Origin of the sequence: Nostoc foliaceum FACHB-393 (genome assembly GCF_014698505.1) — a bacterium.
Classification (GTDB): Bacteria; Cyanobacteriota; Cyanobacteriia; order Cyanobacteriales; family Nostocaceae; genus Nostoc; species Nostoc foliaceum_A.
In genome coordinates, this window is the sequence record NZ_JACJTD010000002.1 from 264,676 (window position 1) to 279,703 (window position 15,028).

General features: G+C 41.7%; 13 protein-coding genes and 1 tRNA gene. 6 read left to right on the forward strand and 8 right to left on the reverse strand.

Annotated features, from left to right (window positions below; all coding sequences use genetic code 11):
• Positions 1 to 36 precede the first annotated feature (36 nt).
• The 3 genes from H6G92_RS02915 to H6G92_RS02925 all read left to right on the forward strand — a co-directional run bounded on the left by H6G92_RS02915 (position 37) and on the right by H6G92_RS02925 (position 2,165).
• Positions 37 to 492: a diacylglycerol kinase family protein gene (locus H6G92_RS02915; RefSeq protein ID WP_190890544.1), complete on the forward strand. Its 456-nt coding sequence runs from the start codon at positions 37 to 39 to the stop codon at positions 490 to 492.
• A 302-nt stretch (positions 493 to 794) separates the two neighbouring features.
• Positions 795 to 1,394: an anthranilate synthase component II gene (locus H6G92_RS02920; protein WP_190890546.1), complete on the forward strand. Its 600-nt coding sequence runs from the start codon at positions 795 to 797 to the stop codon at positions 1,392 to 1,394.
• A gap of 3 nt (positions 1,395 to 1,397) precedes the next feature.
• Positions 1,398 to 2,165, forward strand: a complete 768-nt coding sequence (locus H6G92_RS02925) for an MBL fold metallo-hydrolase (RefSeq protein WP_190890548.1) — start codon at positions 1,398 to 1,400, stop codon at positions 2,163 to 2,165.
• Positions 2,166 to 2,253: 88 nt separating this feature from the next.
• Here the strand turns inward: H6G92_RS02925 and H6G92_RS02930 are convergent, their stop codons facing one another.
• Positions 2,254 to 3,477 carry an FG-GAP repeat domain-containing protein gene (locus H6G92_RS02930; RefSeq protein ID WP_190890550.1) on the reverse strand — a complete coding sequence of 408 codons (1,224 nt, stop codon included), beginning with the start codon at positions 3,475 to 3,477 and terminating at the stop codon, positions 2,254 to 2,256.
• A gap of 585 nt (positions 3,478 to 4,062) precedes the next feature.
• On the opposite strand from H6G92_RS02930, the gene H6G92_RS02935 reads away from it, so the two are divergent.
• Positions 4,063 to 5,373 carry an aminopeptidase P N-terminal domain-containing protein gene (locus tag H6G92_RS02935; protein WP_190890552.1) on the forward strand — a complete coding sequence of 437 codons (1,311 nt, stop codon included), beginning with the start codon at positions 4,063 to 4,065 and terminating at the stop codon, positions 5,371 to 5,373.
• A 302-nt stretch (positions 5,374 to 5,675) separates the two neighbouring features.
• On the opposite strand, the gene H6G92_RS02940 is transcribed toward H6G92_RS02935, so the two are convergent.
• Complete coding sequence (locus H6G92_RS02940) at positions 5,676 to 6,221, reverse strand: hypothetical protein (protein ID WP_190890554.1); 546 nt, start codon at positions 6,219 to 6,221, stop codon at positions 5,676 to 5,678.
• A gap of 131 nt (positions 6,222 to 6,352) precedes the next feature.
• Between H6G92_RS02940 and H6G92_RS02945 the strand changes: the two genes are divergently transcribed.
• Positions 6,353 to 6,526: a hypothetical protein gene (locus tag H6G92_RS02945; protein ID WP_190890556.1), complete on the forward strand. Its 174-nt coding sequence runs from the start codon at positions 6,353 to 6,355 to the stop codon at positions 6,524 to 6,526.
• A 363-nt stretch (positions 6,527 to 6,889) separates the two neighbouring features.
• Here H6G92_RS02945 and ftsH2 read toward each other — a convergent pair whose 3' ends face one another.
• The gene (gene ftsH2, locus H6G92_RS02950) at positions 6,890 to 8,776 is read right to left on the reverse strand and encodes an ATP-dependent zinc metalloprotease FtsH2 (RefSeq protein ID WP_190890557.1); all 1,887 of its coding nucleotides are present in this window, start codon (positions 8,774 to 8,776) and stop codon (positions 6,890 to 6,892) included.
• 158 nt (positions 8,777 to 8,934) lie between these two features.
• Here ftsH2 and H6G92_RS02955 point away from each other — a divergent pair, with 158 nt between their 5' ends.
• Positions 8,935 to 9,183 (forward strand): hypothetical protein, encoded by a 249-nt coding sequence (locus tag H6G92_RS02955; protein WP_190890558.1) that lies wholly within the window; start codon positions 8,935 to 8,937, stop codon positions 9,181 to 9,183.
• Here H6G92_RS02955 and H6G92_RS02960 read toward each other — a convergent pair.
• From H6G92_RS02960 to H6G92_RS02980, 5 genes are all read right to left on the reverse strand, one after another.
• Complete coding sequence (locus H6G92_RS02960; RefSeq protein ID WP_190890559.1) at positions 9,167 to 9,661, reverse strand: hypothetical protein; 495 nt, start codon at positions 9,659 to 9,661, stop codon at positions 9,167 to 9,169. The genes H6G92_RS02955 and H6G92_RS02960 overlap by 17 nt on opposite strands.
• 223 nt (positions 9,662 to 9,884) lie before the next feature.
• A complete protein-coding gene (gene gltX, locus H6G92_RS02965) occupies positions 9,885 to 11,330 on the reverse strand; it encodes a glutamate--tRNA ligase (RefSeq protein ID WP_190890560.1) in 1,446 nt (481 codons plus the stop codon).
• Between the two features lie 138 nt (positions 11,331 to 11,468).
• Positions 11,469 to 11,542: transfer RNA gene (locus H6G92_RS02970), tRNA-Asp, on the reverse strand.
• Positions 11,543 to 11,652: 110 nt separating this feature from the next.
• Complete coding sequence (locus tag H6G92_RS02975; RefSeq protein ID WP_190890561.1) at positions 11,653 to 13,176, reverse strand: serine/threonine protein kinase; 1,524 nt, start codon at positions 13,174 to 13,176, stop codon at positions 11,653 to 11,655.
• Between the two features lie 101 nt (positions 13,177 to 13,277).
• Positions 13,278 to 14,900 carry a serine/threonine protein kinase gene (locus tag H6G92_RS02980; protein ID WP_190890562.1) on the reverse strand — a complete coding sequence of 541 codons (1,623 nt, stop codon included), beginning with the start codon at positions 14,898 to 14,900 and terminating at the stop codon, positions 13,278 to 13,280.
• Between the last annotated feature and the right edge of the window lie 128 nt (positions 14,901 to 15,028).

A 15,028-nucleotide genomic window follows, 5' to 3' on the forward strand; every position in this document is an offset into this window, starting at 1 on the left:
CCACTGTAGCAACTCTGTTCTTGTGTTTTTAAGTCTATGTCCCAAAAAATTTCTTCATCACCAACGCCTACCTCGTTACAAACACTGGTGTCTAACGAACGGGAATTCTCCTGGAAAGTGGCCTCTAATTTATTTGTCAGTTTTAAATATGCCTGGGCTGGAATCAGCTATAGTTTTCAAACTCAACGTAATTTTCGCATCCACGTAAGTGTTTGTGCCTTAGCGATCGCTTTAAGCGTTTTTTTGCATCTGCAAGCGGTGGAAATCGCAGTAATTGGCATAACTAGTGGTTTAGTTTTGGCATTAGAGTTACTAAATACAGCGATCGAGTCCCTTGTGGACTTAACCGTTAAGCAGACATACCATGATTTGGCAAAAATTGCTAAAGATTGTGCGGCAGGTGCAGTCCTTGTCTCTGCTTTGGTAGCGGTGCTGGTAGCTGGTACGCTCCTGCTCCCTCCTCTGGTAAAGTTAATTATATCGGCTTTGTAGAGGTGACTTGCGACGCCGATAGCGTTCGCGTAGAGAAGCGGTAGCGAGTCATTGAGCGTCATAGCCCACCGCAGGCATCGCCAAGTAACTCGGTAAGAGATCACACTCTGTCTGATCCCCTTTGCAAAACATATTCAAAATTTAAGTAGTGCGATCGTGCCAAACATCCTGGGTGAAGGGTTACTGGGTAATCTTTATGCGTCCACGCCAGCTTTATTTTTACACCTAGCGAACAAATAGCATGAGATATTTGTCTATGCTTTTTGCAACTGATGAGTGGTAAAAACCAGGAGTGATGAGCTTTGATTATAGTTATCGACAATTACGACAGTTTTACATATAATTTAGTGCAATATCTGGGAGAACTGGCAGCAGATTTCCCAGTGGCAGATGATATTAAAGTTTTTCGTAACGACAAGATATCCATAGATGAGATTCGGGCATTAAAGCCAGAAGCTGTGGTTATTTCTCCTGGGCCTGGTCGCCCGGAAGATGCCGGTATTTCCCTAGAGTTGATTGAACAACTAGGCCAAGAGTTGCCAATTTTGGGTGTCTGTTTGGGACATCAAAGCATTGGTCAAGTATTCGGTGGTAAAATAATTTCTGCTCCAGAGTTGATGCATGGCAAAACCTCTCAGGTGTCTCACACTGGAGTGGGGGTTTTCCGGGGATTAGAAAATCCTCTAACCGCCACTAGGTATCATAGTTTGGTAATCGAACGTGAGACTTGCCCAGATGTGTTAGAAATCACCGCTTGGGTTGAAGATAACACCATTATGGGAGTGCGACACCGGAACTATCCTCACATTCAGGGCGTCCAGTTTCACCCAGAGAGTGTCCTGACATCTTCAGGAAAACAGTTATTGCAAAATTTTCTGGAACAGTTACAGTCGAGAGCATAATTAATGAAACGACGACAGTTGATGGGCTATGCTGGGGCGGGGTTGGTCACAGCTTTGGTTACTACCTTGGGTTCTGAATCTCAAGCTGACGCACAATCTAGCGGTTTATCAGTTCAGTGGTTGGGTCATACTTGCTTTCTTTTTACTGGTGGTGGTGCGAAAATTCTGGTCAATCCCTTTCGAGCGGTCGGCTGTACTGCTGGCTATCGTCTACCAAAAGTTGCAGCAGATTTGGTACTGATTAGCAGTCAACTACTGGATGAAGGCGCTGTGGATGTACTACCGGGAAATGCAAAACTCATCTACGAACCAGGAGTTTATGAGTTCAAAGGCATTAAGTTCCAAGGAATTGCCATAGACCATGATCGCAAAGGTGGTAAGCAGTTTGGCTCAAATACTGCTTGGAGTTGGAAGCAAGGCGGAATTAATATCCTACACTTAGGCGGAGCCGCTGCACCTATTTCCATTGAGCAAAAAATCCTGATGGGACGTCCTGATGTAGCATTTATTCCAGTGGGAGGTAGTGCAAAAGCCTACAATGCCCAAGAAGCAAAGCAGGCTGTTCAAGTGTTAAATCCCAAGCTGGTGATTCCGACCCATTACCGAACACAGGCGGCTGACGCTGCTGCATGCGATATTTCGCCACTGGATGATTTTCTGGCCTTGATGCAAGGTATGACAGTGCGACGTAGTAATGGAGATAGTATTTCCATTAGCCCTGGTAAATTGCCCGAAAATGGGGAAATTCAGGTTTTGAGTTACAAATTTTGAGTTACAAGTTTTGAGGAGTAGGAGAAGCAGTGGAAGATTTCTAACTTCTAACTTCTAACTTCTAACTGCTAACTCCTAACTCTAGCTTTTAGAACGTATACCACTCTGGACCAAGCTTGTCTGCTTCGCTGATGGGAGTCTCAACTGCTGTTGTCTCATTTACAGTCCAAATGTTATCTGCAAATGTTGTCTGATCACGCCAGTAGATGTCGGTCTTACCGTCGCCGTTATAATCGCCAAGAGATGGTGTCAAGGCCGCGTTATTAGCCGGTAAGAAAGCTTCAGTAGCAACTGTTGTACCATCCATCAACCAAGCAGTGTTCGCACCTGTGGTTCCATTGCGCCAGAAGATATCGGTCTTGCCATCACCGTTGAAATCACCAATTTTGGAAGTCCAAGATGAGTCAAGTGTTCCCAAAGCACCCTCTGTAACTAAGATGCCTCTCATTGTCCAAATCTTGTTCTCACCTGTTTGAGCGTTTCTCCACAGCAGGTCTGTGCTTAAATCACCGTTGAAATCGCCAACGCTATAAGTCCAGGATGCATCTTGTGATTGCAGCGCAAACTCACTCTTTTGCGTACCATCCATGAACCAAACGCTGTTATCGCCTGTTGTCTGATTGCGCCAGAAGATGTCACTCTTGCCATTGCCGTCGAAATCAACAATGGTAGCAGTTAGTGCTGGGTCTGTAGTGTCTAGAACAGTTGCAGTGACAACTGTTGTGCCATCCATTTCCCAAATAGCATTCTCACCAGTTTGAGCATTATGCCAGAAGATATCGGTTTTGCGATCGCCGTTGAAATCGCCAATCTGAGAAGTCCAGGCTGGGTCAACGCTAGTTAGAGAAGCCGCATTAGCAACTCTTGTACCATCCATCAGGACAATGCTATTGTCACCGGTTGTCTTATTGCGTAATAAAAAGTCGGTTTTGCCATCATTGTTGAATTCGCCAATTTTGTAATCATAGGCGGCTAGGTCAAATTGGCCCAGGGAACCTTGTTCGATAACTCTTGTCCCATCCATCAAGCGAACGATAATTTCACCAGTTTGGGTATTAACCCAAAGTTTATCCGTTTTGCCATCAGCATTGAAGTCAGGAACAATCGCCGCACTGGTTAAGTAAGGATTAGGATTGGGATTTGCTGACACCACCGCAGATTGTTGGGATTGTGAGGAACTCTTACTTCCCAGAAGCGAATCAGAACTTAGAGTAGTTAAAGTATTAAGAGGAGATGTTAATACTTGTATTTTTTGGGTAGTTTCTGCCCATTGTGAATTCAAAGATTTTGAAGTATTTTGAGTTCCAAACATGGTGTAGTTTTATGATTGGTTGTCATCTTTTTTTAACTTTTTTTTGCAATCTTTTTCTGTAACCAAATAACATTTACCAACTTTTCAATATTTCTTTATAACTATTTTTTCTTTATTAATGTCATTCTTTGAAGATAAATATCTGTTTGTTTTAAACGATTATCATGGAATTTTCGGTTCTATATAAGCAATTATCAAATATTTTTGCTTTTTATGTAAATGATGATTTATAGACAAAATATGTTAGCTTTTACTTTTTTACATTTTGAATTAAAACATACGCATTCATCTAACAGTTATTGGGTTACATAAAAATATTTAGTCTATGTAATTTTGATGTGATTACATAGTGGTTTGTATAGGAAGCCTAAATTATTGATTAAAAGCTCAGATGCCCGAATATCAAAGAATTCAAGGCTCTAAGCTTTTCAAGATAATTGATTATTCTCTAAGAATTTATGAATTGAGTAGAAACAAATATTGGCTAGAATAACTTAGATTAGCAACTACCGAGAAGCATTATTTGTGCATCTTCTAGTTGCCAAAAGTGTAAAATAACACAATACTTTAATACATACATCAGCTATGCAAGCAGAATATCGGCAGCGTCGTGAGCAGTTAATGGCAAAAATTGGTGATGGCACAGCCATTTTTCGCAGTGCACCAATGGCAGTGATGCACAACGATGTCGAGTATGTTTATCGCCAAGACAGTGATTTCTTCTACCTGACTGGTTTTAATGAACCACAGGCAGTTGCAGTGTTAGCACCACATCATTCAGAACATCGGTTTGTGCTGTTTGTGCAACCGAAGGATCGCGAAAAGGAAGTATGGACTGGTTATCTTTCTGGGGTAGATGCAGCGAAGGAAATTTATGGTGCTGATGAAGCTTACCCCATTAGCGAGTTAGACGAAAAGTTGCCACAGTATTTGGAAAAAGCCAGCCGCATTTATTATCACTTAGGACGCGATCGCACTTTTAATAACCAAATCCTGGGACATTACCAAAGTTTACTGCGGACTTATCCTAAACGCGGTACTGGGCCGATCGCTATTGAAGATACTGGGCCCGTCCTCAACAGCATGAGACTAATTAAAAGTGAAGCTGAGTTGGGGTTGATGCGTCAAGCAGTTGCGATCGCCACTGAAGCGCATAATTACGCCCAAGAAATCGCTGCACCCGGACGTTATGAGTATGAAATTCAAGCGGAGATGGAACGCATCTTTCGAGTCCGGGGTGGAATGGGGCCAGCTTATCCTTCAATTGTGGCTTCCGGTGTGAATGCTTGCGTACTGCACTACATTGAAAATAATCGTCAAATGCAGGATGGAGAATTACTGCTAATTGATGCCGGTTGTGCCTACGGTTATTACAACTCCGATATTACCCGGACATTTCCTGTTGGGGGTAAATTTACGCCCGAACAAAAGACGTTGTATGAAATTGTTTTAGAAGCGCAAAAACAAGCGATCGCTCAAGTGCAACCAGGTAATCCCTTCAAATTAGTTCATGATACAGCAGTGCGTGTCCTCACGGAAGGTTTAGTTGAACTTGGCATCCTCAAAGGTGAAATTGACAAGTTAATTGAAGAAGAAAAATATAAGCCATATTATATGCACCGCACCAGTCATTGGTTAGGTTTGGATGTCCATGATGTGGGTGTTTACCAGCACGGTGAAGACAAACCACAGATTTTGCAACCAGGTCAAATTCTGACAGTGGAACCAGGACTATATATTGTGCCTGACACTAAACTAGCAGAAGACCAACCAGAGACTGATCCTCGATGGATTGGTATTGGTATTCGGATTGAGGATGATGTGTTAGTTACACCTAATGGACATGAGGTGTTAACTGTGGGAGTTCCCAAGGCAGTGGATGAAGTGGAACGATAAAAAATGGGGATGGTGTGTACCATCCCCAAACTAAAATTGCGGACAAGCTATCAGATTCGTTGTTAGAATTCCTAAAATTTTATCTATTTCTTTAATAAAGTAATCGTTCTTATCGATAAAGATGGTATTCTCACAAAGTTTGAGAAATTTCCAATCTGTCCCTGTTGTAACTACACCATCAATTTCATTGATAATATTTCCTTGTTGCTGGTTAAACTTAACTGCATAGTATCATCTTGGTAGTAAAGTGTAGCGATACTTACGGCGACAAGCTACGCAAGTGAGTTTGATGATATCTCAGATCAAGAACAGCCTTCAACAAATTCAACTTCCGGCAGTTTACCTGACCGAAACTGAGTAACACGCTTCCCATCAGTCTCGAATACCACACGATATTTCTGATCAGCACGGTCTTTCGGGATAAATGTTAGGTAGTGTCCGCCTTGAACGTATTTATGAGGTTTGACTTGAATTTGTCCTGGGTAAAGAGACTTGATTTCTGCTTCGGTGTCGCCAATTTTTGCACCTTTTAAGGTGGTAATTTTACTATCTCTCCATACATCTACCCTAGAAATGCGACCTTCTGTCACCATAAACCCAAGATTCTTCGGTTCCCATTCCGGCTTCACGTAGTAGCAATTATTATTAGATGGATCGCCAACTAGCCGAGTACCAGCAGCTTTCTTCGCTTCAGAAACAGTCATTCCAACTCGCACCTGTCCAATACCATTGGTAAACAATTTAGATTGATTGGTCAGTTTTGTCTGTGCTAGCACTGTCCCGACTGTCAAAGAAGAAAGGACAAGCGTTGTAGTAAAAATAGTCAATAATTTATCTTTACTCTTCATAATTTTTGAGGTAAAAACACGTTTATAGTTTTATCTACAAAATTCATTGTTCCAATTTCAGACTTTACTCTTAAAGCCGTACAATCTCCATAATTCAAATTTTGCTGTCTACTAGCAATTATTCATAAATTATGAATGATGAACTAATTACTGACATGAGTCAGATCGCTCTTCATTGGCTAAATTCGCTACTAATCGACAGTAAAGCATTGGTAGAAGGGTCGAAGATTTTGCGATCGCAGTTTCGAGTAGTGCAAATGCTCATAGTACCAAAATTCAGGTTCAGTATAACTTATAAACAATAGCTACATTACCAACATCGCTGTTCCTGAAAATGTGTACAGGCAAAGATAGCATTTTTGAAGCATTTAAAGTAAATTATTATACACAATAAATACGCAATATTCAATCAGCAGAAGTTCCTTTATCACTACCAGCGAATAAATATGATTTGGGACTCATCTACTTTATAAATAGAACTACACAAGCAGAAGTTACTGTGGTTTCTCAACTAGTAAGCACTTAAAAATGTTGAGACAGCAGTTTTTGGCTAAGTGTAGTTTCAAGAATAATTTTGCAATAAAAAAATGAGGATAGTTAATACTATCCTCATTTTATTTTTTGTTCTTTTGCTCATTCCCAGGCATTAGCCCAGAAAAAATTACTTATTATATCTGTGGTACGTACTGTTGCTTTTCAGGTACTTCAGCGTACTCAGCCACAATCTGGCGGAATTCATCGCCGTCAATGGTTTCTTTTTCGATGAGTAAATCTACTAAGCGATCGGTGACAGTGCGATGGTCACGGACAATTTTCTTCGCGTTTTCGTAGCATTCTTCCACTATCGCTCGCACTTGTCCATCAATGCGAGAGGCAATAGATTCGGAATACTCAGATCGAGTTGTCCAGTCACGACCCAAGAACACTTCGCCCTGCTGGCTTTCCAATGAAAGTGGCCCTAAGTCGGACATCCCGAAACGAGTCACCATCTGCCGCGCCATTCCCGATAACTGTTGCAAGTCTCCACCAGCGCCAGTTGTGACTTCGGCAGCCCCAAAAATCACTTCTTCAGCAGCGCGACCGCCCAAAGCACCAGTAATCCGGGCTTTCAACTGAGAACGAGAAATTAACCCTTGTTCTTCGTTGGGAGTAAACCAAGTTAAACCTTGTGCTTGTCCCCGTGGGATTAAGGTGACTTTCTGCACTGGGTCATGGTCTTTTAACAAAGTTCCCACTAAAGCGTGTCCAATTTCGTGGTATGCAATTAAGCGCTTGCTCTTGCTATCTACCAAGGGAGTACCTTCCATCCCAGCGACTACCCGATCTACCGCATCATCAATTTCGCGGAGAGTAATACCTTCTTTGCGTCTTCTAGCGGTAAGAATTGCCGCTTCGTTGAGTAAGTTGGCTAAGTCAGCACCAGTGAATCCAGGAGTGCGGCGAGCGATCGCATCTAAAGATACGCTAGTGTCTAGTTTCTTGTTCCGCGCATGGACTTGCAAGATTTCCAAACGCCCTTTGATATCGGGGGCATCGACTGTTACTTGGCGGTCAAAGCGACCGGGACGCAACAAGGCTGAGTCTAGTACGTCGGGACGGTTGGTGGCAGCAATAATAATGATGCCTGTGTTACCTTCAAACCCGTCCATTTCGGTGAGCAACTGGTTGAGGGTTTGCTCTCTCTCATCGTTACCGCCGCCGATACCAGCGCCCCGTTGCCGTCCAACTGCGTCGATTTCATCGATGAAGATGATACAGGGGGCGTTGTCTTTGGCTTTCTTGAACAAATCGCGGACGCGGGATGCACCCACACCAACGAACATTTCCACAAATTCCGAACCGGAAATACTGAAGAAAGGTACGCCTGCTTCACCAGCGATCGCTTTTGCTAGTAAAGTTTTACCAGTTCCAGGAGGCCCAACTAACAGCACTCCTTTGGGAATCCGTGCGCCTACAGCGGTAAATCTTTCTGGCTGCTTCAGGAATGTGACAACTTCTTGCAATTCTTCCTTAGCTTCTTCAATCCCGGCTACGTCGTCAAATTTGACCCCGGTTTTCGCCTCCATTTGGAAACGCGCCTTGGATTTACCGAAGTTCATCGCTTGACCTGGCCCGCCAGGGAGGTTGCTAGAACGCCGGAACAAAAAGAACAGCCCAGTAATCAATAAAACTGGAAACACGAGATTGCCCAACAATCCCCAAATTGCGCCATCATTCCGCATTGGGTGAGCATCAAAACTAATGGCTTTTTCTTTGAGCTTGCTAATTAACTCAGGAGCATTAACAGGCAAATCTACCCGCCATCTTTGGACGCGATTTTCGATGTCTGGATCGCGGGCTTCTATAATTGCTGTCCTACCGCCTTCGTACAGATCCACACTGCTGACGCGATCGCCATCCAAGTATTCTAGAAAGCGACCATAAGTCATGCGGGTATTGGCTGCATTCTTACTCATGTCAGTAGGAGCGCCTGCAAAGGCACCTTGCCAGAAGAAAAAGCCAATTACCAAAGCCGGCAATGTCCAGAGTACTAGGACTTTCCAAGAGAATTTCATGTTAATTTGCCTTTAGATGGCTATACAACTCATCAGCCTTAGCAACCGAATGTTTCTCATTCTGTTACTTTAAGCTGTTAAACGGATGTCTATAAATCCATTTTGTTTAATTTGATCTCCTACATGCAGTGCCATAAGGCGATTAGGGCATTATGGCGATGCCAACAAGAATCTTAATCAAAGTTAACTTAATTTTAATACAATATCGCACGAGAAAAGGGAGCGCAACGCGATACAAAACCACAGATAATTTCTCCACAATGCTCCTCGTGCCGTTCCAGCCTCTCTCAATCATCATTGTGGGGAAGATTGTAGATGTAGATTTAGGGAGAGTGGGAGATGAGGGACATGAGGAAGCCGGGGAAGAAAAAATAATTCATGCCCAATACCCTACTTCACTTCTGTAATTTGTAAAGTGTAAGGGAGATACTTGCCTTTTTCGTAGGAACCAACCCAAATTTGGTAACTTCCAGCCAGCCATTCACCAACAATACCGGCATTTTTGCCGTCAACATCGTCATTACACCAACTACCACCGGGCCCCTTGACAATTATGGTGGTGTCCTCAGGACTTTGCACTTGCAGCTTCAGGTAGTCAAATTTACTTGTTAGCGCTAATGTGTGGTCTGGTGTTTCATCAACAAATCCAGTGCAAGGGCCAGTGGCTGTATCACTCCTCCCGGATACTTGACTCCCAGATATTGAACCACCACTCATCCCACGAACTGTCAGGGGGTCTGGGGAAAACTGAGGGCCAATGGTGACATCTCCAAATATTGTTGGCGCTTCCTGAGCATCAACCGCAGCATTAACTGTCGATGTGATGAAGAGCGTAACTATCATGAACGATAATCTCATCCCTCTATTGAGCGCTTTTGTTGGCATTGTAATTACGTTCGCTTCTAAGTGTTTTTGAAGACATGAATTTTACACACCAAGTTCCCAATGTGAGGAGAATTGACTACCTATTTTAGATTTGCAATTGGGGATAATTCATTAGTAATTAGTCAATGATTTTTTGTTCTTATAGTTGCTCTACCTTATGGATAGGGGCACACGTTTGTGCGCCCCTAAAATCTAAAATATTCCTAAAATCTGGAAGTAATAGCTAATTAGCTTCCGTTATTGCCCTACTCAAGCGCGACTTATCTAAACCAATCTGATTTAGTAGTAACCAAGATTGGATCAAGTCGGGGCCATGAACATCTCCAGTTAAGGCTGCTCGGAGCGATCGCATTACCAAGCCTTTTTTGACTTTTTGCTCTTTCACCACTTGTTTGATAATGTCCTGGGCGGCGGCTTCCGAAAGTTGCGGCTGATTTTCTAAAGCTGTGACAATCCCTTCAAGGACAGCAGTAGAACCTTCTTGCTTCAGTTGTGTACTACCTTCGTCGCTAAATTCAACTGTGTCGCTAAAAAACAGTTGGCTTTGAGGTACTGCATCTACTAAACGAGTCAAACTCTGGCTAATTAAAGTTACTAGCTGCTCTAACCAGGGGCGATCTCTTCCACCATCAAATTTATACCCAGCCGCTTGCCAATAGGGGATGAGTAAATCTGTGAGTTTATCTACTGGGGTATTGTGGATATACTGACTGTTCAACCAATCTAGTTTTGCCCAGTCAAACTTTGCACCCGCTTTATTTACACGCTCAAAACTAAATTCTTTGGCTGCTGTTTCTAAGGTAAATATTTCTTGCGTCGAGTCTGGTGGCGACCAACCCAGCAATGTCATGTAATTTACCAAGCCTTCAGCAGTAAAGCCCATTTGCTGGAAGTCACAAATGGAAGTAACTCCATCACGCTTAGAAAGCTTGCGCCCTTCCATGTTCAAAATTAGCGGCGTATGGGCAAACTCTGGAATTTTTGCACCCATTGCTTCATATAGCAGAATTTGCTTGGCAGTGTTGGCGATGTGGTCTTCTCCGCGAATGACATGGGTGATTTGCATATCGATGTCATCCACTACAACAACAAAGTTATACAGTGGTTGACCGCTACTTTCTTCGGAGGCGCGGGCGATAACCATATCACCACCTAAATCGCTACCTCGCCAAGACATCTTTCCCCGTACTAGGTCGTTCCAGACAATTTCCCGCCCATCTTCGATTTTGAAGCGAATCACAGAGGAGCGACCTTCTGCTTCAAATGCGGCGCGTTGTTCTGGGGTGAGGTTGCGGTGACGGTTGTCATAGCGGGGAGCTTCGCCCCTAGCTTTTTGGGCTTCTCTTAGCGCCTCTAGTTCTTCAGAAGTGGTGTAGCAGCGATAGGCTAATCCTTGATCTAGTAGCTTTTGCACTGCTTCTTTATAAAGATCCAGGCGTTGTGATTGGAAAAATGGCCCTTCATCCCAGTTAAGACCTAGCCAGCGCAGTCCTTCAAGAATATTGTCGGTGTATTCGGGACGCGATCGCTCTAAATCTGTGTCTTCTATTCGTAGTATAAACTTCCCACCGTGGTGGCGGGCAAATAACCAGTTAAATACAGCCGTTCTAGCTGTACCAATATGTAAATTTCCGGTTGGACTCGGCGCAATACGGACTCTAACAGTCACAGTTAATTCTCTCTTTTGCAAAGCATGATAAATGTAGCTTATATTCAAACCTTGAATTCTGAGTCAATGCCTTTGGGGAATTAAAAACTAAAAATCACCGAAGTTCAGTTCGGTGATTCACTACTCATAAACTTAGAACGGGACTGACGGGGCTCGAACCCGCAACTTCCGCCGTGACAGGGCGGTGCTCTAACCAATTGAACTACAGTCCCTTGTTTGGCAACTTTGCTATTATCACTATTTTTTTTCTACTTGTCAAGTGTTTTGGAGTTGGAAATTCGGAATTATTTTTGTCCTGTCTCTCCAAGGTGCGACTTTTTCGTTAAAACCCTGATAATACAACCTGTGGCTGTGATTCCAGATGCTGTAATATCCGGGATTGGATTTGTTTATACTGCTGCTTTAATAGCTGTTTGCTCAACTGGGGCTGAGAAGCTGGTGGTAGACTATGAATCTGTTGCGCCCAGTTTTTCAAAATTTGCCGCTGAGTTGGCTCAATGCGACTGCTGAGAACGCTGGTGCAGGAATGTGGTGCTTCCAGAGTAAAGAAAATTAAAGGATAGTGTTCATTTTCAGCCAGCAAACTTACCAGCTTAAGATTTTGGGGATTTTGCATATCTAAGTAGCATGGTAACCACTTAGGAGCCAATTGCCGATTGTAGAGTACAGTCACCCACAACAGCATTGGGTGAGGGGATGTCATGAAGATAAACTGGTTGTAACGGGTAGAAACCGCATAGTTTTTGATTTCTTGTTTAGGCAACATCAACCATAGCGCTGTCATAGATCCTTGTACAGTGTCTATAAGCTGGGGAAAAACAATTTCTTGAATTGGTTTATTTTGAGGCCACAAAACTTTTCGACAGCTTTGTTCTACTGTGATTGGCAATCCTGAATTTAAAGGACGGCTAAGGATAGAACTAGAGCCTAAAGTTGTAGGTATACTGGGACAATTGGACTGTTCTAAACTGTTTAATACTTGCAAAATTTGAGCAATGTTTTGTGGGCGATCGCTTGCTTTTTTAGCAAGACAAGACATGATTAAATTATTTAACTTCTGAGGTATTTTAAGAGTGGGTTTAACATCTGCGATCGCTTTTGGTTGTTCAAAGTGATGTGCTTTATACCAAGCACCAAAGTAATCAGTTTCTGGTTGCCAGGGTTTTTTGCCTGTGAGCATCTCAAACATCATCACACCCAGGCTATAAATATCAGAGCGACTATCTAATTTTTCTCCATCTAGCTGTTCTGGAGAACAGTAGGGTAAAGTGCCATTAAATCCCCTACTTGTACTAGCTGTGGATGCATAATTCAAAAATCTAGCAATACCAAAATCGAGAATTTTAACTAACTGACCCAATATCGGATCAGGAATAACTAATATATTGGCAGGTTTAATATCTCTATGAACTAACGGGCAAATTATACCATCAAGATTAATGCCTTGATGGGCACACTGTAAGCCTAAACAAATTTGTCGGGAGAGAGTCAAAAACATCGGCAAGGGTAGCGGAATTAAATCCTTTAAACTCTTCCCGCATAGATATTCCATGACGTAGTATGGTTTTCCTTTCTCATTTACACCATAATCATACGCCCGCACTATATGTAAGCTCTTTTGACTTAAAGCTGCACTCATTAAAGCTTCACGAGCAAAGTCTTCTTGCATCTTTTTATTGACCACAGTCTGAGTCAAAAACTTGATAGCAACTGGTATGCCTCCTAACAAAATATCATGTGCTAAAAAAACTTCACCCATGCCACCGCTGCCAATTAATTGCTTGAGTTGATAACGATTGGCAAGCAAGCCCGTACTACTTGGAGATGTGAATAAGCTCTGATTCACTTTGATCACCTCTGCTGATGAATCCGTTTAAAGTTAGCAATACACGCATAAAAATATCACTAGATAATGGTGGCAAGCATTTTGATTTTAATCGCAGATTTTCAAGGACGTGATAAGAGTTTTAAAAAAATCTCCAACAATTTAGCCATCCAATTTTTTAAGCCTTCTTTCTCAGCTTTTTGATGTCCACCTAACTTTTGCAAGATTTCTAATTTTAGCTTTTCGTAATCTGTTTTTAGAAGACTCTTAGCTTGATTAGATAAAATTAATTCATTGGAATTTTGACTCATATCTAAGCAATCTATCAGTTGCTGTCGCTGGTTAGCGCTCAGGGTTAAAGTCGTTACATGAGAGCAACGGTTTGGATCTTCTAGAGCAAAAAATAGTAGATGATAGTAGCCTACTTCTGCTAAACTACGTGCTATATTCTGGCCTTTATTATCTTTTAAATCGAGAAAATAAGGTAGCCACTTAGCCATAGAAGGTTGGACATCATATAGTACTGTTACCCACAATAACATTGGGTAAACATTCATTTTACTAATAAATTCAGTGCCATGAATTTTATCCAAAAATTTTGTAATCTCTTGTTTTGGTAACATTGCCCAAAAAGTTGGTATAGCTCTTTGAGTCGTTTGGAGTAAATGAGGAAACCCAATTGGCGCAATTGGTTTATTTTTAGGCCAATTCTTCTGCAAACACTCTTTTTCTGATAATAAAGTTGCAGGGACTAATTGAACCGGTAATGAGAGTTTAATAATGTCACTATTATTCCTAGGAGTAACATCATTAATCTGAACATTAAATTTTTCTAAATTTTCTAATATTTGGTTGATATTTTGCGGGCGATCGTTTACTTCTTTAGCTAAACAACTCATCACTATTTTTTCTAACACCTGCGGGATTTTGACTTGCGGGTTCACTTCCTCAAGCGTAGGTGGAATTTGAAAGCGATGCGCTTGATACCAAGTACCAAATGAGTTACTTTTTGTCTGAAAGGGATGCTTTCCTGTCAGCATCTCAAACATTAGTACTCCCAAACTGTAAATGTCAGAGCGGACATCTAGCAATTTACGTCCTTCCATATGTTCTGGAGAACAGTAAGGTAAACTGCCAATAAAAGAATCTGTCAGGGTCATCCCACTTCGCTCTGTTAAAAACTTAGCAATACCAAAATCGAGTATTTTAACAATTTCTTCTTGTTTACTATCTTCAGTAATAAATATATTTTCTGGTTTAATATCCCTGTGAACAATGGGATAAATCTCTCCTTTATGACTGATACCTTGGTGAGCACATTGTAAACCTAAACAAATTTGTTTACAAATATCCAAAAAGTTTGATATTGTTAAGGGCTGAATTTTGAGAATTTGTTTGAGGTTTTTTCCTTGAAGATATTCCATTACATAATATGGAGTTTTATCCTCAGTAAACCCATAGCTTAAGATACGAACAATATTTTTACTTTTGCGACCCAATTGAGCGCCGATAAAAATTTCTCTGGCAAAACGTTGGGACATATGCTGGTTAGCCAAATTGAATGATAAAATTTTCACTGCAATCGGCATACCACCTTTAGCAGTATCCTCTGCTAAATAAACTCTACTCATCCCCCCTTTGCCAATCAAATCTCTGATTAAATAGCGATTATTTAAAAATTGCCCAATATAATCGTCTAGCTCTGCTTTTTGCCCTACCATATTCTCAATTTTATTTTGTGGCATAAAAATCATTTATGAAAAATATTGTTGGCAAAATACTTTAATAAGTCTAGCTAATCATTAAATTAAAATCTAAGAAATAGAATAGTTTGTAGAGAATTAATCATGGTTAATATCTCTGCAAAATTCCC

Coding starts and splice junctions, on each gene's coding strand:
- H6G92_RS02915 (WP_190890544.1), top strand. CDS start 37: ATGTCCCAAAAAATTTCTTCATCACCAACGCCTACCTCGTTACAAACA.
- H6G92_RS02925 (WP_190890548.1), top strand. CDS start 1,398: ATGAAACGACGACAGTTGATGGGCTATGCTGGGGCGGGGTTGGTCACA.
- H6G92_RS02930 (WP_190890550.1), bottom strand. CDS start 3,477: ATGTTTGGAACTCAAAATACTTCAAAATCTTTGAATTCACAATGGGCA.
- H6G92_RS02935 (WP_190890552.1), top strand. CDS start 4,063: ATGCAAGCAGAATATCGGCAGCGTCGTGAGCAGTTAATGGCAAAAATT.
- H6G92_RS02940 (WP_190890554.1), bottom strand. CDS start 6,221: ATGAAGAGTAAAGATAAATTATTGACTATTTTTACTACAACGCTTGTC.
- H6G92_RS02945 (WP_190890556.1), top strand. CDS start 6,353: ATGAATGATGAACTAATTACTGACATGAGTCAGATCGCTCTTCATTGG.
- ftsH2 (WP_190890557.1), bottom strand. CDS start 8,776: ATGAAATTCTCTTGGAAAGTCCTAGTACTCTGGACATTGCCGGCTTTG.
- H6G92_RS02955 (WP_190890558.1), top strand. CDS start 8,935: ATGCCAACAAGAATCTTAATCAAAGTTAACTTAATTTTAATACAATAT.
- H6G92_RS02960 (WP_190890559.1), bottom strand. CDS start 9,661: ATGCCAACAAAAGCGCTCAATAGAGGGATGAGATTATCGTTCATGATA.
- H6G92_RS02980 (WP_190890562.1), bottom strand. CDS start 14,900: ATGCCACAAAATAAAATTGAGAATATGGTAGGGCAAAAAGCAGAGCTA.